Source organism: Rhodopseudomonas parapalustris, assembly GCF_053772255.1.
The window spans coordinates 87586-105374 of the sequence record NZ_JAMKBZ010000010.1; the positions used below are offsets into that span (position 1 = coordinate 87586).

The 17789-nt window shown below is 65.3% G+C and carries 14 protein-coding genes and 1 riboswitch; of the genes, 6 read left to right on the plus strand and 8 right to left on the minus strand.

Annotated features, from left to right (window positions below; all coding sequences use genetic code 11):
- Window positions 1-65: 65 nt before the first annotated feature.
- Together M9H71_RS11285 and M9H71_RS11290 are read left to right on the plus strand one after the other, a co-directional pair.
- A complete protein-coding gene (locus M9H71_RS11285) occupies window positions 66-1751 on the plus strand; it encodes an outer membrane beta-barrel protein (RefSeq protein ID WP_455405116.1) in 1686 nt (561 codons plus the stop codon).
- A 98-nt stretch (window positions 1752-1849) separates the two neighbouring features.
- On the plus strand, window positions 1850-3043 hold the full coding sequence (locus tag M9H71_RS11290) for an ABC transporter substrate-binding protein (RefSeq protein ID WP_455405117.1): 1194 nt from the start codon (window positions 1850-1852) through the stop codon (window positions 3041-3043).
- Between the two features lie 228 nt (window positions 3044-3271).
- Here M9H71_RS11290 and M9H71_RS11295 read toward each other — a convergent pair whose 3' ends face one another.
- The 4 genes from M9H71_RS11295 to M9H71_RS11310 all read right to left on the minus strand — a co-directional run bounded on the left by M9H71_RS11295 (window position 3272) and on the right by M9H71_RS11310 (window position 7921).
- A complete protein-coding gene (locus M9H71_RS11295) occupies window positions 3272-3664 on the minus strand; it encodes an MAPEG family protein (protein WP_455405118.1) in 393 nt (130 codons plus the stop codon).
- Window positions 3665-3730: 66 nt separating this feature from the next.
- Entirely contained in the window at window positions 3731-4816 is a 1086-nt protein-coding gene (locus tag M9H71_RS11300; protein WP_455405119.1) for a lipocalin-like domain-containing protein, read from the minus strand.
- A complete protein-coding gene (locus M9H71_RS11305) occupies window positions 4806-7271 on the minus strand; it encodes an FtsX-like permease family protein (protein ID WP_455405120.1) in 2466 nt (821 codons plus the stop codon). Before M9H71_RS11305 ends, M9H71_RS11300 begins: the two co-directional genes overlap by 11 nt.
- Complete coding sequence (locus tag M9H71_RS11310; protein ID WP_455405121.1) at window positions 7268-7921, minus strand: ABC transporter ATP-binding protein; 654 nt, start codon at window positions 7919-7921, stop codon at window positions 7268-7270. Before M9H71_RS11310 ends, M9H71_RS11305 begins: the two co-directional genes overlap by 4 nt.
- Before the next feature lie 280 nt (window positions 7922-8201).
- Between M9H71_RS11310 and M9H71_RS11315 the strand changes: the two genes are divergently transcribed.
- The gene (locus M9H71_RS11315; RefSeq protein WP_455405122.1) at window positions 8202-9488 is read left to right on the plus strand and encodes an MFS transporter; all 1287 of its coding nucleotides are present in this window, start codon (window positions 8202-8204) and stop codon (window positions 9486-9488) included.
- 116 nt (window positions 9489-9604) lie between these two features.
- Here the strand turns inward: M9H71_RS11315 and M9H71_RS11320 are convergent, their stop codons facing one another.
- Entirely contained in the window at window positions 9605-10825 is a 1221-nt protein-coding gene (locus tag M9H71_RS11320; protein WP_455405123.1) for an ABC transporter substrate-binding protein, read from the minus strand.
- Window positions 10826-11059: 234 nt separating this feature from the next.
- Here M9H71_RS11320 and M9H71_RS11325 point away from each other — a divergent pair, with 234 nt between their 5' ends.
- Window positions 11060-12316, plus strand: a complete 1257-nt coding sequence (locus tag M9H71_RS11325) for a hypothetical protein (protein WP_455405124.1) — start codon at window positions 11060-11062, stop codon at window positions 12314-12316.
- Window positions 12317-12343: 27 nt separating this feature from the next.
- Here the strand turns inward: M9H71_RS11325 and M9H71_RS11330 are convergent, their stop codons facing one another.
- The 3 genes from M9H71_RS11330 to M9H71_RS11340 all read right to left on the minus strand — a co-directional run bounded on the left by M9H71_RS11330 (window position 12344) and on the right by M9H71_RS11340 (window position 15247).
- The gene (locus tag M9H71_RS11330; RefSeq protein ID WP_455405125.1) at window positions 12344-12538 is read right to left on the minus strand and encodes a hypothetical protein; all 195 of its coding nucleotides are present in this window, start codon (window positions 12536-12538) and stop codon (window positions 12344-12346) included.
- Window positions 12539-12711: 173 nt separating this feature from the next.
- Window positions 12712-12999 (minus strand): hypothetical protein, encoded by a 288-nt coding sequence (locus M9H71_RS11335; protein ID WP_455405126.1) that lies wholly within the window; start codon window positions 12997-12999, stop codon window positions 12712-12714.
- A gap of 136 nt (window positions 13000-13135) precedes the next feature.
- Window positions 13136-15247, minus strand: coding sequence for a TonB-dependent receptor (locus tag M9H71_RS11340; protein ID WP_455405127.1), 2112 nt, complete (start codon window positions 15245-15247; stop codon window positions 13136-13138).
- 109 nt (window positions 15248-15356) lie between these two features.
- Window positions 15357-15559: riboswitch (cobalamin riboswitch) on the minus strand.
- A 132-nt stretch (window positions 15560-15691) separates the two neighbouring features.
- On the opposite strand from M9H71_RS11340, the gene M9H71_RS11345 reads away from it, so the two are divergent.
- On the plus strand, window positions 15692-16375 hold the full coding sequence (locus M9H71_RS11345; protein WP_455405128.1) for a DUF938 domain-containing protein: 684 nt from the start codon (window positions 15692-15694) through the stop codon (window positions 16373-16375).
- Between the two features lie 110 nt (window positions 16376-16485).
- Window positions 16486-17733: an MFS transporter gene (locus tag M9H71_RS11350; RefSeq protein WP_455405129.1), complete on the plus strand. Its 1248-nt coding sequence runs from the start codon at window positions 16486-16488 to the stop codon at window positions 17731-17733.
- Window positions 17734-17789: the final 56 nt, after the last annotated feature.

Below are 17789 nucleotides of genomic sequence, written 5' to 3' on the forward strand. Positions count from 1 at the left end.
ACCGCTTTTTTAAGTCTTGGGTTGCATTCTGCTCGGCATCGTTGTGCCGAGCGGAATGTGGTACCATGAGTCGAATTCTTGTGACCGTCGCCGCGCTGGCCGCGGTGATTTCACCGGCCGCAGCGGCCGACATGCCGTATTTTCCTCCGCTCATGCCCGTTGCACCGGTGTCGTGGAATTGGACCGGCCTGTATTGGGGTGCTCATCTCGGCGGCAGCATTGGCTCGTCGAGCTTCAGCGACCCCGCCGGCCCCGGCCTCTACGGCGGCGACGTCCGCAGCCCGGCAGCGCTCGCCGGCATCCAGGTCGGCTACAATTATCAGCCGAATGCAAATTGGCTGATCGGTGTCGAGGCCGATCTCAGCGCCATGAACGCCAAGGGCACCAATAGCTGCATGGTGTCGTCCGGGTTGTTCATTTCATCGAACTGCCGGGTCCGCCAGGATGCGCTGGCGACGTTCACCGGCCGTGCCGGATTCGTGACCGGCCGCGGCGGTCGCACGCTGCTCTACGCCAAAGGCGGCGCAGCCTTCCTCAGCGAACGGCTCGACATGACGGTCGGCTATCCGCTCGGCAACTCGACCAACGTCAATGACGGTCGCTGGGGCTGGACCGTCGGTGCCGGCATCGAACGGGCGCTGGCGCCCGCCTGGTCGGTGAAGCTCGAATACAACTACGCCGATTTCGGCAGCCGCGACATGGCGACGCCGGACAGCGAACGGCTGGTGCCGGGTGTCGGCTCTTTCGCCACGCCGCAGGGCACGAGCAGGGTCGCGCAGGACATCCATGCGATGAAGGTCGGCCTCAATCTCAAATTCGGCGGCGATGTCGATGCACGCTTCGACGACTATCATCTGCGCGGATCCCAGGCCGGAGTCGACGTCGTCGAGCGCGGCGCGGTCGAGGTCGGCGGTCGCGTCTGGTATAGTTCGGGGCGCTTCCAAAAAGATCTCGGCGGCACATTCGATCAGGGCAATCAGAATTTCCTGATCTCGCGGTTGACCTATCAAAGTACCGCTGTGTCCGGGGAGGCTTTCGGTCGTGTCGAAGGTCCCTACGACACCTTCCTGAAGGGCTTTGCCGGCGGCGGTACGCTGCTGACCGGTCATATGAACGACGAGGACTGGATCGCCTCCGACGGCATTCCCTATTCGAATACGCTGTCGGATCCGGTCAGGGGCAGCATCGCCTATGCGACTGTGGATGTCGGCTACAATCTGGTGCACGGGCCGGACTACAAATTCGGCGGCTTCGTCGGCTACAATTATTATCGCGAGAACAAATCGGCCTATGGCTGCGTGCAGACGGCAGGCGCCACGTCGCTGGTCTGCGCGCAACCGATTTCGGATGCAGTTCTCGCCATCACCCAGAACGACACCTGGCATTCGTTGCGGGTCGGCCTCAACGGTGAGATCGGGCTCGGCCGTGGGTTCAAGCTCTCGGCGGATGCGGCCTATCTGCCGTATGTGAAGACCTTCGGAACCGATACGCATCTGCTGCGGACCGACGTCGCCGACAAAGTGTCGCCGTCACAGGGCACGGGTCAGGGTGTCCAGCTCGAGGCGATCCTGTCGTATCAATTGAACAGCGCCTTCAGCATCGGCGCCGGCGCCCGATACTGGGCGATGTGGGCGACCACCAACGCCTACACCAACATCTTCGGCACAGAGTGTCCGTGTCAGACCCTGCCGGTCCGCACCGAAAGGTATGGAACCTTTCTCCAGGCCGCCTACAAGTTCGACCCGCTTTAAACGAGTGTCACCATTGTTCTGCGACGAGGAAAAACCGCTGGTCGGTCGAAGGCTTCTTGCTTAGTCTGCGCGTCAACCAAAACACTGGGAGGCACGCAATGAAACTCAAATTTCTTTCCGCCGCGCTCGCGGCAACGGCTCTTGTCGCTGTCACGCCGGCCTCGGCGCAAGGCGTCAAGATCGGCATCCTCAACGATCAGTCCGGCGTCTACGCCGATTACGGCGGCAAGTGGTCGCTCGAAGCCGCCAAGATGGCGGTCGAGGATTTCGGCGGCGAGGTCCTGGGTCAGAAAATCGAGATCGTCTCCGCCGATCACCAGAACAAGCCCGACAACGCCGTCACGATCGCGCGCAAATGGTACGACGTCGACGGCGTCGACATGATCACCGAACTGACCACCTCGTCTGTGGCGCTGGCGATCCAGGATCTGTCGAAGGAAAAGAAGAAGATCGACATCGTGGTCGGAGCCGCGACCTCGCGCATCACCGGCGATGCCTGCCAGCCCTACGGCTTCCACTGGGCGTTCGACACTCATGCGCTTGCGGTCGGAACCGGCGGCGCCCTGGTCAAGGCCGGCGGCGATACTTGGTTCTTCCTCACGGCCGACTACGCGTTCGGCTACGCGCTGGAGAAAGACACCAGCGAGATCGTGCTCGCCAATGGCGGCAAGGTGCTCGGTTCGGTGCGTCATCCGCTGAACTCGTCGGACTTCTCCTCGTTCCTGCTGCAGGCCCAGGCGTCCAAGGCCAAGGTCGTCGGCCTCGCCAATGCCGGCCTCGACACCGCCAACTCGATCAAACAGGCCTCGGAGTTCGGCATCGTCGCCGGCGGCCAGAAGCTGGCAGGCCTGCTAATGACGCTCGCCGAAGTGAATGGCCTCGGCCTCAAGGCGGCGCAGGGGCTGGTGCTGACCGAAGCCTATTACTGGGATCGCGACGACAAATCCCGGCAGTTCGCCGAGCGTTTCTTCAAGCGCACCAACCGGATGCCGAGCATGATCCAGGCCGGCACCTATTCGGCGACGCTGTCCTATCTGAAGGCTGTCAAGGCCGCCGGCACTAAGGACACCGAGGCGGTGGCCAAGAAGCTGAAGGAGCTGCCGGTCGACGACGCCTTCGCGTCCGGCAAGGTGCAGGCCAACGGCCGCTTCGTCCACGACATGTATCTGTTCGAGGTCAAGAAGCCGGAAGAATCCAAGAAGCCGTGGGACTACTACAAGCTGCTCGCTACGGTGCCGGGCGACAAGGCGTTCCCCAGCGCCGCGGAGAGCGGTTGCCCGCTGACGAAGTAAGCGACGATCGATCGTCTGAATGAAGGCCGGCGCTCCGCAAAGGGTGCCGGCTTTGTCTCGAGCATGTCGCGCCGCGCGCTGCGCAACGTCTCCCACTTGCGGGAGAGGTCGGATCGCGTAGCGATCCGGGTGAGGGAACTCCTCTCGGCGGATCGCTGACTCACTGTCTGGGGCGCCCACACCCCAGCCCTCTCCCGCAAGCGGGAGAGGGAGCCGGCTGTGCTCGGGTCACGTCCCCAGCATCTGGTGCACGACGCCGTAAACCGAGCCGCCCCACAGGAAGGCCGTCGCCACCATCTGCACCGCAAAGCCGAGGCCGCGCTTTTCGGGGGCTTCGGCGTAGCCCAGCATGTAGAGGATACGTCCGATGATCCACACCGCACCGGCCGCTGCCGCGAAGACGTCACTGAGATAATAGGCGAACAGCCACAGCGACGGCAGGAAGATCGGGAGCCATTCCAAAGTATTGGCCTGGATGCGAAACACCCGCTCGAAATCCGGGTGGCCGGAGATCGCCGGAGCCTTGACGCCGTATAGCATCCGCGCCCGCGCGACCTGCAGCGACGTGTAGAAGTAGAACATCAACGCCAGAAGGGTGACGATCGTGGTGTAATGAAACATCCAAGGGCTCCCAGACTAGGTTCGTTCTTGTCCGGCTGATGGCGGCCGGTTGCGTACAGCTTGAACTCAATATCCGGTCATCTCAAGATACCCGACGCCGATCCGATTACCTTTGAAGGCGATAGGCCCTTCCCAATAGGGGAAGCTGGTCCCCATCCAGCTTGCCGGGTTGAGCGGCGTGGTCTCGATCGCCAGATCGTGCCCCGTCACCTCCACCTGCCAGCGCGTCGGAAGCCGGCGCGGACCGATCGTGGTGAAGCCGAGCGGTTCGAGTCTGATCTGATCGGGTGACAGCGGCGCTGAGCGGCCGTCGGTGCCGATCCAGTTGCCGGCGAAGTAGTTGCTGCCGTCGCGCTGCCTCAGCCGGAACAGCATCACCTTGTCGCCCGTCGACAGATGCAACGAGAACCAGTCCCAGCCGGTCTGGTCGGAGGCGAGCGGCTGGCTCGACCATTCCCGGTCCATCCAGGCCGACCCTTCGACCGCGATGGCGCTGCCGTCGAGGGTGAGGGTGCCGGACGCGGTGAAATACGGCTGGCTGTAGTAGTAGGACGCCTGGCCGCGTTCGGACTTGCGCGAGTATCCGTTGTCGCCCTGCAGCACCAGCGGCCGGTCGGCGCTCAGCCGCAGCGCGTAGCTGAAATTGGTCCCGCGCGCCGTCACCTCGAGCGGCGACAGCGTTGCCGGCTCGGTTGCCGGACTTCCGTGCATCGCCCAATCGTCGATGACGGCCTTGAATGGCGAGGCCTCGACCCCGGCGACACCGACACCTCCGCGCGAGAACTTTTCGGCGAAGCGATGGGTGTCGGCGCTGGTGACGGCGGCATGCGCCATCCAGATCTGCTGGTTGGCCCAGCCGTCCCGTTGCGGGCCCGGCGTCATCGCCTGGCGAAACAGGGTCCACTGCGCCCCATAGGCGTTGCCTGCAGCGTCCCTCAGATTCGCGGTGAGGTACCACCACTCGATCCGGAAATCCGGGTGAGGGCCGTGGTCGTTGGGAAACACCAGCTTGCGGCCGGGCAGCACGGGCGCGAATCCGCCGGCTTCGCTGCCGAGTCCGGCAAAGCCTTGCGCCCATACTGGCGGCGCGGCGGCTGCCGTGAGCAGGCCGCCAGCGAATGCCCGGCGGCTGATCCGACCTCTAGCGTTCATCGGCGAACACCTTCACCAGCCGCGCCGGCTGCATCCGCATCAGCTTCAGGATCGGCAGTGCCGCGGCCAGCAACGTCGCCAGCAGCGCAATGCCGACAAGCTTCGCCAGTTCGAACGGAAACACCTCGAACGGCAGACGCCAGCCGAACGCCTTCACGTTCACCACCGCGATCAGGCACCATGCCACCAACAGTCCGAGCGGCAGGGCCACCAGCGCGGTGATCGCCGCCATCGCCAGTGTCTTCGTCAGTTCGACCAGCGCCAGTCTGCGGCGGGTGATGCCGATCGCCCAGAGCGGCGCAACCTGCGGCAGCCGCGAGGCGCCCAGCGTCAACAGGCTGGTGAGCAGCGCCACTCCGGCGATGCCGAGCGTGAACGCGTTCAGCGCTGTGGTCACCGCGAAGGTGCGGCTGAAGATCTGCTTCGAGATCGCCTTCAGGGTCGACTGATCGGCGAGGCTGCGCTCGCCGAGCGCGAAGCTGTTGCGCAGGTCGGTGATCAGCGCCGGCACGCGAGCAAGATCGACCCGGAGTCCGAGCCGGGTCTTGGCGACGTCGGGGAAGTGCCCGACCAGCGCCTGATAGGCGACGCCGAGCTGGCCGCGCGGATTGCCATAGTCGGCGTAGATCGCCACCACCTCGACCGGCCACGGGCCGCGGTCGGTTGGCACTACGATGCTGTCGCCGAGCTTCACGCCGAGCCGGCGCCAGAGCTGTTCGCTGACCAGCGCCGCATCGCCGCGCGCGACGCGGTCCCAGACGTCCTTGGTGTGTTCGAGCAACGGCCAGTGATCGCGATAAGTGGCGTCGTCGGCGAACCCGATCAGCTCGACCGGCTGGCCCTGCAGCTTCACCTCAGCCCGTGCGCCGGGAAGTAGGGATCTGACCTCCGGGCGGCCCTTCAGCCACGCTTTGATCTCGGTCGCCTGCTGGTCGTTGGCGGCATTGAGATAGACCTCGGCAGCGAGTCGACCGTCGAGCCAGCGCTGGAAGGTGCGGCTGAAGCTCTCGACCATGGTGCCGACGCCGACATTGACGCCGAGCGCCAGCAGTAGCGCCATCAGCGCCAGCGACAGGCCGGAGAGCTGCAGCCGGCTGTCGGCCCAGAACCAGGTCGTCAGCGGTCCGCGCGCCAGCTTCTCGCCGAGCGCGAGCACCAGTCCCAGGATGGCCGGAAGGCCGAGCGCAGCGCCGAGCAGGATTGCGGCCAGCACCGCAAAGCCCGACAGCAGCGAGTCGCCGAACCACAGAAAGCCGAAGCCTGCCGCGAACACCGCGAGCGCGGCTGCGCCCTGCACGATCAGCCAGCGATACTGCGCCTGTTGCCACGCATAAGGCTGCGCGGCGACCAGCACCGGCAGCCTTGCCGCCTTGATCAGGGCGGTGGAGGCTGCGGCGAGCGTGCCGAGAATGCTGATGGCGATGCCGGCGAGCCACCATTGCGGTCGCAGCGACAGCTCGCCAGGAATCTGTGCGCCGTACAGCCCGCGCAAAGTTGCGGCGACGTCGGGCAGCAGCGTTGCGGCGATCAGATAGCCGCAGACGAGACCGATCAGGCCGGCGAGCAGGGCGATCAGGCACAGCTCGATCACCATCACGGCGTTGAGCTGGCGCGCCGAGGCGCCGCAGGCCCGCAAGGTGCGCAGCATCGGGCGGCGCTGCTCGAACGCGAGCCCGATCGCCGAATTGACGATGAACAGTCCGACCAGAAACGACAGCAGGCCGAACGCGGTGAGGTTGAGGTGGAAGCTGTCGGTGAGACGCTCGAGTTCGGTGGCGGCATCTGGGCGATCGAGCTGCAGCGCTTCGCCGACAATGTCGCGGAGCGGCGGTCGCGAGCCGGGGTCCTTGCTGCCGAGCAGCAGGCGCGACAGCCGGTCCGGCATCTCGAGCAGTTTCTGCGCGATGCCGATGTCGACCACCAGCACGCCGGGTGCGATTTCGGCCTGCGGCTTCAAGGGTGGCAGATGTTGGCCGTTCGGCAGCTCCGGCGTCGCGCCTTCGGCGAGGCTGAAGTCGCGCAGCGTCTCCGGCGCGATCAGCGTCTGGCCCGGCGGCAGAATGAAGCCCTGCAGATCGCCGGTGCCGAGCGCTGGTGCGGTGCGGGCTTCGACCGGCAGCGACAGCGGCTCGACACCAAGTAGTCGCAGCGACCGGCCGCTGATCCGGATCGCGCCTTCGACCGCCGGCGACACCTGCCAGCCGGCGCGGCGCAGATCGACATAGAGCTGTTGGGCGAAGCTGCCGCCGTCGCGCGCTACCAGCGTTGCGGTGCGATTGCCGCCGAGCGCTGCGGCGGCGCGGTCGTAACTGGTGCGGGCTTGCGCGTTCAGCGCCTGCACGCCGCTCCACAACGCGGTCGCGGAGATCAGGCCGATCGCAAGCGTTGCGAGCTGCATCGGATGCCGTCGCCAGTGGCTCAGCAGCACGGCGAGGATCCACAGCGCCCGCCTCAATGGATCAGCCCCGCGTGCAGATGCACCCGCCGGTCGAGCATGCCGGCGAGGCGCTCGCTGTGCGTCACCATCAGGAAGCCGCAGCCGGTGCGGCGGACCAGATCGGTGGCGAGCGCCAGCACGTCGTCGGCGGTGGCTTCGTCGAGATTGCCGGTCGGCTCGTCGGCGAGCAGCAGCAACGGCTTGATCGCCAGCGCGCGGCCGATCGCGACGCGCTGCTGTTGGCCGCCGGACAACTGCTCCGGATAGCGCTTCAGCAACAGTCGGAGGCCGAGCCGTTCGATCAGCTCGTCTTGCCATGCGGAATCGTGGCGACCGGCGAGCCTGGATTGGAAGGCGAGATTGTCGGCGACCGTCAGGCTCGGGATCAGGTTGAACTGCTGAAACACCAGGCCGAGCCGTTCGCGCCGAAATGCGGCCCGCGCCGCATCCGCCATGGCCGAGATCGTCTCTTCGCCGAAGGTGATGGCGCCGCCATCGGGTTGATCGAGGCCAGCGATCAGGTGCAGCAAGGTCGACTTGCCGCTGCCGGATTCGCCGGTCAGCGCGACGCTCTCACCTGGCTGTACCGCAAGATCGACGCCGCGCAGCACCGCGACGCGGTCCTGGCCGGAGAAATAAGACTTGGTGAGGTTGGAAACGATCAGCATCGGCACAGCTCACGCGGCGCGATAAAGACAGCGCGCATACCGCGCCGGCGTGACCCGGTCATTCTCGCCTTCCGATCGCTCGTCGTCATGCTCGTCCTGAACGATATGGGGTGCTGAATCGATCGCTCAAGTCGGCGCGTCCGATGCACGGCAAACGGATCGTTGCGATGCACCCTGCGACGATTTGTCAAATCCCGGATTGCATTCGATCGATGGTGGCGGCAACCTCGCGACAGACTCGCAACAAGGGTCGTCAAACGACTGGTCCGGGGAGATCGTCATGGCCGCGCAATCCACGCCGGAAGGCGCCTGGAGAATTACATTCCTCCTGTTTCTGTTCATGGTGGTGAATTTCGCCGACAAGATCGTGGTCGGGCTCGCCGGCGTTCCGATCATGCAGGAGCTGAAGCTCTCACCCGAACAATTCGGTCTACTCGGCTCGTCGTTCTTCTTCCTGTTTTCGATCTCGGCGATCGTGGTCGGGTTCATCGTCAATCGCATCGAAACGCGCTGGGTGTTGTTGGCGCTGGCCCTGATCTGGGCGGTGGCGCAGTTTCCGATCGTCGGCGAGGTTTCCTTCGCCACCTTCGTGATCTGCCGGATCATCCTCGGCGCCGGTGAAGGCCCGGCGTTCTCCGTCGCGGCACATGCGATCTACAAATGGTTTCCCGACCATCAGCGCACGCTGCCGACCGCGATCCTGTCGCAAGGCTCGGCGTTCGGCGTGATCCTCGCGGTGCCGGCGCTGAATTGGATCATCGTCAATCACTCCTGGCACTACGCATTCGCGGCGCTTGGCATCGTTGGTCTGATGTGGGCGGCGGCGTGGATCGCCCTTGGCAAAGAGGGACCGCTGGTGCCGAGCGCCGCCGTCGCCGCCGCCGAGGTGCGGATCCCCTACGCGCGGCTGCTGACCTCGCGCACCTTCATCGGCTGCATCCTGGCGACGTTCGGCGCCTATTGGGCACTGTCGCTCGGGCTGACCTGGTTCACTACCTTCATCATCCAGGGGCTGGGCTTCAGCCAGCATCAGGCCGGACTGATCTCGATCACGCCGTGGGTGTTCGGCGCCAGCGTGGTGCTGCTCACCGGCTGGCTGTCGCAGCGGCTGATCCAACGCGGTGTCTCCAGCCGGGTGGCGCGGGGCGTGCTCGGCGCCGCGCCGCTACTGGTCGGCGGCGCGATGATCGTGGTGCTGCCCTATATCGACAATCCCACCGCGCGGATCGTCGCCCTGGTGGTCGGATCCGGCCTGTGCGGCTCGATCTACGTGGTGTGTCCGCCGATGATCGCCGAGTTCGCCCCGGTGTCGCAGCGCGGCGCAGCGATCGCGATTTACGGGGCGCTGTATACGCTGGCCGGGATCGTCGCGCCCTGGGTGATGGGGAATGTCCTGCAGCACGCGTCCTCGCCGCTCGACGGTTACCTCGTCGGCTACGCCATCAACGGCGCGGTGATGATCGCCGCGGGTGTCGCCGGGCTGTTGCTGCTGTGGCCGAACACCGAGCGGGCGCGGCTGCTGAAGGGTGCGGAGCCGGTCCCTCTTGGACTCCGCAAGCCGGCCTGAGGTCTTCCATCGCCGCGCCTGGCGTCTCAAGTCACCGGCGTTCAACTCTACGAAAACGCAAATGGCCGGGACGAGCCCGGCCATGAGGTGGTTTAGCGTAGTGGCCTTACAGAGATTTACTGGCTCGCCGCATCGGTGTTGAACACTTCGCCTTCCGGCACCCAGCTCGTCCCGTTGAACTTGGCGATCTGCATCTGGGTGTAGGGGGCATAGCGATCCGGCCGGGTCGAGATCTTGATGCCCGGCAGCAGCATCGGCGCGGCGGTCGGCTTGATGTTGGTGGCCTGCTTGAGCAGGTTGTCGCGGGTAAGATTGTCGCCGCAGGCTTCCAGCACCTTCACCGTCATATAGGCCGAGATGTAGCCGGTGACGGTGGAGCCATCGGCGATGTCGCCTTTCGGATACCACTTGGCCAAGAATTCCTTGAACTCCTTGACGTCGGGATCGTTCGCGAACCGCGGATCGGTCGGCGTTTTCGCCGCCAGCGCGGTCAGGAGGCCGGTCGAGGCTTCCTTGCCGGCGGGCTCGAGCACGCCCTTGATCGAGCTCGACACGCTGACCACGAAGTTCAGCGGCTTCCAGTTCAGTTCGTGCACCTTGCGGATCGCCTGGGCACCGAACTTCGGCGTCGCCATCGTGAACAGCGTGTCGGCGCCCGAGGCCTTCAGTGCCACGATCTGGGAGTCGACCGTCGGATCGGTGACCTCGTAGGTGACCTCCTTGACGATCATGGTCTTGGCTTTGTCGCCGAGCCCGTCCTTCAGGCCCTTGACGTAATCCTTGCCGGCGTCGTCGTTCTGCGAAAATACCCCGAGCTTGGCGTCCGGTTTGTTCTTCAACAGGTACTTGGCGAAGATCATGCCTTCCATCTGGTACGGCGGGTAGAGCTGCGTGGTCCAGGGGAAGTTCTTCGGGTCGTTCCACTTCGCAGCGCCGGTCGAGATGAAGATCTGCGGTACCTTCTTGGCGTTGAGATATTTCTGAATCGCCGAATTGGTCGGGGTGCCGATCGTGCCGATGATTGCCAGCACTTCGTCCTGCTCCACCAGACGCCGCGTCTGCTCCACCGTCTTCGGTGGCGAATAGGCGTCGTCGAGGCTGATCATCTTGATCGTGCGACCGTTGACGCCGCCTTTGGCGTTGACCATCGCATAGTAGGCGTCTTCGACATGGCCCTGCACGCCATAGGCAGAGGCCGGGCCGCTATACGGCATGGTCTGGCCGATTTTGATCTCTGTGTCGGTGACGCCGGGGCCGTATTTTTTCTGGGCGACAGCGGGCTGAGCCGCAGCGAGCGCCAAGGCGCTGGCCAGCAGGAACGAGGTGCGAATGGACAAATGCGTTTCCTCTCGTTGAAAGCCGCACTCTGCGGTGCGGGCTAAAGATCGATCGCCCGTGTTTTTTTGTTTTCGGTGCGACCCTGCTTACGCTGTCACGAGAACTGTCGTCGTTCAATTGAATTGCGCGGCGACGTAGCGGCGCAGGTCACTTGCAGACGTGCAAATTTCGTGGAGCGGACTAAGTGCTGCTAAGCTGCCCCGAGGGGCGATGACAGGCACGAGTGCGATGCGATGATTAGTTCCGCTGAGTCCGGGCTTCGCGTGCTGCTGTCCGAAGGCAGCAGTACCTCGGCGCGCGAGGCGATCACCGTGCTCGGACTCGCCGGGCATCATGTCGAGATCTGCGATCCGTCGCGGCTGTGTCTCGGCCGGTTCTCACGTTTTGTGCGTGCGGTGCACCGCTGCCCGCCGCTGCGCTGCGATCCTGCCGGTTATCTCGGTTTCGTGACGGAGCTGTTGGCGCAGCGCGGCTTCGACGTTCTGTTACCGATCCACGAGCAGGGCCTGGTGTTCGCCCGCGCGCCCGATCGCATCGCGGCGCTGACCGGCGTCGCGTTGCCATCCTATGACAGCTACCGCACTGCGGTGTGCAAAGCCGGGTTCAGCCGGCTGTTGGAGTCACTCGGCCTGCCGCAGCCGCCAACACGAATTGTGAGGTCCGAGCACGAGCTGCGGGAAGCCGTGCACGCTCCCTGCGTGATCAAGACGTCGGTCGGCACCGCCAGCCGCGGAGTCTGGCGGGTCACGAACCAAGCGGTGCTCGACCAAGTGGTGGACGAGTTGTGCGCAGCGGACGGCTTTGCCGGGGAGGTGCTGGTGCAGGATTGCGTCGCCGGTCCGATCGAGCACGCTCAGGCGGTGTTCGATCGCGGCGAGCTGCTCGCGCTGCACGCCTATCGACAGATCGCGGCCGGTGCCGGCGGTGGCCCGTCGCGCAAGCTCAGCATTCGCGGCGACGCCGTTCGTGCCGATGTCGCTGCGATCGGCGCCGCGCTCGGATGGCATGGTGCGCTGTCGTTCGATGTCATCCGTCCGGCGGGTGGCGCGTCGCCGCTCTTCATCGATTGCAATCCGCGGTTGGTCGAGCCGATGAGCGCTCAGCTCGCAGGGCTCGACCTCGTCGATCTGCTGTTGCGGCTGTCGCTCGGCCGGCACCCTGTGGAGCCCGCGCCGTCCCAGGAGGGAGCCCGCACTCATCTCGGCATGCAGGCGCTGCTCGGCTGCGCGCTGCGCGGCGGCTCTCGGCGCAAGGTGATGCGGGAATGCGCGCGGCTGATGCTGCGGCAATCGCCCTATGACGGAAGCGCCGAGGAGCTGACTCCTGTCCGGCAGGATTGGCTCGGCGCCGTGCCGCTCGCCGCAACGGCATTGATCCTGCTCGCGGCTCCCGGTCGTGCGTCAACGTTGGCGGCCAAAGGCTGGGGCGATCACCTGCTCGATGCGGTCGCCATGGCGCAGATCGATCGAGGATTCGAACAGCCAGCCTGATACGCGCACGTCTCAGGCACCGGCCTGTTACAGATCCTTGGTATAGTCGTCGCGATCGCGGTCTGGCGCGCAAATGTCGCCGGCCTCGTACAGGTCTTCGTCGAGGGCGGGCGGCGGCTGCGTCGGCGCGGGCTTGGCTTCGCTGGCCCCGCGGCTGTCGCCGGCCTTATCGCCGCGCTTCGGTGCGGCAACCTTGGGGCGCTTGTGCAGAAAGCCGATCATGGCTCTCGGTCCCGTGATGGCCGGTGCGGGTGGCACGAGGCACACACGCAGCCGGCGTTGTTGGCAGTTCATTTCAACTGCGATTGGAGAGCCGAGACCAGACCGGATTCGTCAGGGCTCGCACGCAATTCTCGCAAGGCTCGCCGTTGCGTCGCGAGCCTTGCAGCACGGCTTCAGGTCCGGCGACCCGAGCTTTGCTGGTCCGCCAGCCATTCCGACAGCGGGCGCGGCTTGTCGTCTTCAGACTTCTTGGTGCCTCGCTTGGCGGTCGAGGCCGTCGTCTTGGCGCGCCTGGCCTTGCTCGATGTCGTGGCTTGCGGCATCGCGGCTTCACGGGCGAGCCGCATGGCGCGCAGGCGCGCCATATTGTCGAGGACTGCTTTGGCTGCGGCGTCGCGTTCGGCCTTGCCTTCGCGACCTTCAGCAGCGTTGCCAGCGTGGTGATCGTCGTCGTTCGTCATTCTTCCAGTTCGATCGCGTTCCAGTTGGGAGGCGGCGTGATAGCACGAAAAAAGCCTCCGAACAGCCTTTCGGCGCTCGGAGGCTGTTCGACGTTGGTTTCGCGTGCGAAGCGGCTGCGGAACGCAGCCGCTTTTATCAGAAAGTCACGCCGGCTTTGGCCAGATAGGTCCGGCCGGGCAGCGGATAGGCGCCGTAGCGGCCGGGCGTGAAGCTGCTGGCCACCGCATAGTCGTAGTATTGTGCGTTGAACAGGTTGATCACGCTCAGCGACCAGAAGAAGTGGTCGATCTCGCCGCTCAGTTTGACATCGACGGTGCCGTTCGCCGGGATCTTGACTTGGCTGTTGGCATTGTCGCTGTCCATGAAGCGACTGCTCCAGACCCGCGCGGTGGCATCGAACACGACGTATTTCTGCCAGACGTTCCAAGTCACGCCGGCATTCGCCGTATAGCGCGACACCAGCGGCACGTCGTTGCCCGAGAACGGCCCTTCGCGGAACGTTGCGCGGGTGTAGGCCGCGCCGCTGCGCAGCAACAGCGAGTCGCTGATGCGGATCGAAGAGCTGGTTTCGCCGCCATAACGGCGGGTCGGATCGAGATTGGTGTTGTAGAAGTTGACGGGATCGTAGCGGATCTCGTTGGTCAGATCCATGTTGTAGACGCTCGTCTGCATCTCGAACGGACCTGACTTGATGCGGAAGCCGCCTTCGACATCCACCGAGGTCTGGGTCTTGAGCGCGAACGTGCCCGGGATCGGATTGAAGAATGCATCGTATGACGGCCCGGAGGCGACACGTTCGTCGACATTCGGGGTGCGGAACGCGCGGGCGGCGCGGGCAAACACGCTGAACACGTCGTTGAAGCGATGCTCGAGGCCGACATGCAGCGCATGCTGGGTCTCGGTGCTGTCCAGCGGCAGCGCCTGCGCTCCGCCGAAATAGCCGGGCGCCAGCGGATTGAGCCGGTCGGTGGCTTCGACCTTCACGCTCTGCACCCGGCCGCCATAGGAGAAGTCGGTGCTCGGCAGGACGGCGATGGTCTGCTGCCAATAGCCGGCGAGGGTCTTCTGCGACAGGTTGTAGACGTGAACCGGCGGCGTGCCGCGATATTGGCCGCGGTCGGAATCATAGGTCGCGTCGTAATAGTCGAGGCCGGTGAGGATCTTCGACGGCAGGCCGAAGAACGCGTTCTTGATGCTCAGCCGCGGCGTGATCGACCAGGTCTGCAGATGTGCGTCGAACGAGCTGGCGCGGGAACTCAACAGCGGCAAGCTGCCGAAATAGCCGGCCTGCTGACGCTTGTCGCGCAGGCCGCCGTCGACGATCAGTTCGGCGCCGTCCCACAGCGATTTGGTGAAGCCGGCGGTGATGTTGGTGCCCTGCTTGTCGGCGTAGTCGAACGGCGTGTTGGTGCCGCGGCGGTCGGTCTGGAGCTCGTTGAGGCCGATCGACGGATCGACAGTCCGCGAGCCCGGCAGGCCGAGGCGTTGATTGTCGCCCGAGATGTTGACGAACGCGCTGAAGTCGCTCGTCGTGTAACGCAGTTCACCCAGCGCATTGTTCTGTTCGAGCGCGTTGTTGGTGCGGTAACCGTCGGTACGGACGTGATTTGCGAAGGCCGATGTCGACCATGGGCCAGAATTGAAAGCTGCCGACACCGCAGCGAGGCGCTGATTGAACGAGCCGACGCCGCCTTCGGCGCGGAACGTTGCGGGTGGGCCGCCGGCACCGGTCTTGGTGACGATGTTGATGACGCCGCCGACAGCATTGTCGCCGTACAGCACCGCGCCGCTGCCGCCGCGAGTGATCTCGATGCGCTCGATCGATTGCAGCGGGAGGCTCGACAAGTCGATGCCCTGCAGATCGAGGTCGTTGAGACGGCGGCCGTTGATCAGGAACAACGTATTTGAGGTCGCGGTGGCGCCAAAGCCTCGCAGATCGACCGAGGAGCCGGTGCCGTTGACGCCACCGTACAGCGACGTGCTCTGCACACCGGGCGTCTGCGCGATGATGTCCTGCACGGTTTGGGCCGGTGAACGCGCGATGTCCTCGGCTGTGATCACCGTGCTCGACGTTCCGACGATGGCGTTGGAGGTGCGGGTCGAGGTGGCGCTGACGACGATCTCCGGCAGGACGTCCTGCGCGGCGGCGGGCGTTGCCAGCGAGAGCGCGGGCACCAGAATGGTCGAAGCGAGAAGGGCGCGCGAAAGGGCGGAGCAAGGCCGCGGCGCGGCGGAGCGGGAGTGCATAAGGTCAAACCTCGGCTGACGTCTGTGGCACGTCACAGCGAACGAGGTCTCACCGAGCTTAACGGAAGCGGTGAAGACAATGCCTGCAATTCCCGGCCGGCAACTTCGCGTGTGACCACGAGTGACGGCAGGTCTCCTGGCTCGCGGTTGATCTTCCGTCGCCTTCCCAGGACCGAGGTTCCCAGTGGCATCCGACGAAAGACGATCCGCTTACAGTTGCGGGAACAGCTACGGCCTGGAACGCAGAAATGGCAGCGCTCGCACCGTATTCCCTTTTCATCCCTCTCGGGAACCGTCGACGCCATCTAGAAGTTGCGGGATTCGCGAGTCAATTCGTCGAAGGCGACGACGGGTGCAATCGTGGTCGGATTGTGACCGGCTGTGACTTGCGTGTAACAGCCGCGCCTGTACACCTCGCACGATAGTTGGAGCGGCAGGCGGGCGATGGCGGAATTCGTGGTGGAGTTCGGCAAGGATGGACGGCGCGTCGAGCCCGACGGCCGGCTCGATGCCGCTGCATTTCATCGCAACGATGCGCCAATCCGCGCCGCGCTGGCGCGGTTGCTCGCCGGCCGGCAGGGTGACGTGCTCGAAGCTGGCAGCGGCACCGGCCAACACATCGCAGCGCTGGCGCGCGAACATCCCTCGATCGTGTGGTGGCCGAGCGACGTCAACGACCAGCACCTCAAGAGCATCGCCGCCTGGCGCGCCCATGCGGCGTTGCCGAACTTGCGCCCGCCCCAGCGAATCGACCTTGCCGATCCCGCCTGGTCGGTCGTGCCAGGCGAAGCGGCTGCGCCCGGGCCGCTGCTGGCGCTGTTCTGCGCCAATGTTCTGCACATCGCGCCATGGCGCGTCGCCGAAGGACTGCTGGCGGGGGCTGGCAGGCTGCTGCGCCAGGACGGCATGCTGGTGCTGTACGGACCGTACAAGCGGGGCGGCGATCACACCGCGCTCAGCAATGCGGTGTTCGACACCAGCCTGCGCGACGCCAATCCCGAGTGGGGCGTGCGCGACGTTGCGGATGTGGAACGGCTCGGTGCCAGCGCCGGCCTGGCGCTGAGCGAGATCGTCGAGATGCCGGCCAACAATCTGATCCTGGTGTTTGTCCGAGCAAAACCCGCGTAGGCCCATGCACGACCGCCGATGGTGCGGCGGGTTGATCGCGCTCCGCCCGGCCCTATGATGCGCGCGCAATCGCCGGCCGGCGTCGGCCGGTGCGAGGAGATTCCCTGCCGATGGTCGATGCGACGGCCAACGACATCGTCGAAGACGATGCCCGTGCCCGCTCCAACGTGGTGCGGCTGGTCGCGGCGCAGGCGCTGACCGGCGCCAACGCCGCGGTGATCTTCGCGACCGGTTCGATCATCGGCGCCCAGCTCGCGCCGGAAATGTCGCTCGCGACCGTGCCGCTGTCGATGTATGTGCTCGGCCTTGCTGCCGGCACACTGCCCACGGGTTGGATCGCGCGGGTTTACGGTCGCCGCGTCGCGTTCATGATCGGCACCGGCTGCGGCACGCTCACCGGCGTGCTCGGCGCAGTCGCCATCCTGTACGGCTCGTTCCTGCTGTTCTGTGCCGCGACCTTCATCGGCGGGCTGTACGCTGCGGTGTCGCAATCCTATCGGTTCGCCGCCGCCGACGGTGCCAGTGCAGCCTATCGCCCGAAGGCGATGTCGTGGGTGATGGCCGGTGGCGTGTTCGCCGGCGTGCTCGGTCCGCAGCTCGTGCAGTGGACCATGGACGTCTGGCAGCCCTATTTGTTCGCGTTCTCCTACGTGGTGCAGGCGGCGATTGCGCTGATCGCGATGGCGGTGCTGTGGGGCGTCGATGCGCCGAGGCCGAAGCCGGCGGAGCGTACCGGCGGCCGGCCGCTGCTGGAGATCGTGCGGCAGCCGCGCTTCATCGCCGCGGCGCTGTGCGGCGCCATCGCCTATCCGATGATGAATCTGGTGATGACCTCGGCGCCGCTGGCGATGCAGATGTGCGGGCTCAGCGTCGGCGATTCCAATTTCGGCCTGCAATGGCACATCGTGGCGATGTACGCCCCGAGCTTCGTCACCGGTTCGCTGATTGCCAAGTTCGGCGCGCCGCGTGTGGTCGCCGCCGGCCTGATCCTGGAAGCGCTCGGTGCGTCGATTGGTCTGCTCGGCGTCACCGCGCCGCACTTCTGGGCGACGCTGTTCGTGATCGGCGTCGGATGGAATCTGGCGTTCGTCGGCGCCTCGGCGCTGGTGCTGGAGACGCATCAGCCGAGCGAGAAGAACAAGGTTCAGGCGTTCAACGATTTCATCATCTTCGGGCTGATGGCGCTGGGTTCGTTTGCGTCCGGGCAGTTGCTGGCGAATTACGGCTGGACCACCGTGAACCTCGCGGTGTTCCCGCCGGTGCTGCTCGGCCTGATCGTGCTGGCGGTCACCGGCTGGTCGAAAGTCCGGAAGCGGGTGGCGGTCGCCGCGCCTGAACTGTCCGATCGCGGCGTCTGACCGCGCAACAATACGGCCGGCCGCAAGCGCCGGATCGAGGGAGTGAACACGATGCC

Bases quoted from the DNA above. Each gene is read 5' to 3' on its own strand.
- M9H71_RS11285 (WP_455405116.1), top strand. From the start codon at position 66: ATGAGTCGAATTCTTGTGACCGTCGCCGCGCTGGCCGCGGTGATTTCA.
- M9H71_RS11290 (WP_455405117.1), top strand. From the start codon at position 1,850: ATGAAACTCAAATTTCTTTCCGCCGCGCTCGCGGCAACGGCTCTTGTC.
- M9H71_RS11295 (WP_455405118.1), bottom strand. From the start codon at position 3,664: ATGTTTCATTACACCACGATCGTCACCCTTCTGGCGTTGATGTTCTAC.
- M9H71_RS11300 (WP_455405119.1), bottom strand. From the start codon at position 4,816: ATGAACGCTAGAGGTCGGATCAGCCGCCGGGCATTCGCTGGCGGCCTG.
- M9H71_RS11310 (WP_455405121.1), bottom strand. From the start codon at position 7,921: ATGCTGATCGTTTCCAACCTCACCAAGTCTTATTTCTCCGGCCAGGAC.
- M9H71_RS11315 (WP_455405122.1), top strand. From the start codon at position 8,202: ATGGCCGCGCAATCCACGCCGGAAGGCGCCTGGAGAATTACATTCCTC.
- M9H71_RS11325 (WP_455405124.1), top strand. From the start codon at position 11,060: ATGATTAGTTCCGCTGAGTCCGGGCTTCGCGTGCTGCTGTCCGAAGGC.
- M9H71_RS11330 (WP_455405125.1), bottom strand. From the start codon at position 12,538: ATGATCGGCTTTCTGCACAAGCGCCCCAAGGTTGCCGCACCGAAGCGC.
- M9H71_RS11335 (WP_455405126.1), bottom strand. From the start codon at position 12,999: ATGACGAACGACGACGATCACCACGCTGGCAACGCTGCTGAAGGTCGC.
- M9H71_RS11340 (WP_455405127.1), bottom strand. From the start codon at position 15,247: ATGCACTCCCGCTCCGCCGCGCCGCGGCCTTGCTCCGCCCTTTCGCGC.
- M9H71_RS11345 (WP_455405128.1), top strand. From the start codon at position 15,692: ATGGCGGAATTCGTGGTGGAGTTCGGCAAGGATGGACGGCGCGTCGAG.
- M9H71_RS11350 (WP_455405129.1), top strand. From the start codon at position 16,486: ATGGTCGATGCGACGGCCAACGACATCGTCGAAGACGATGCCCGTGCC.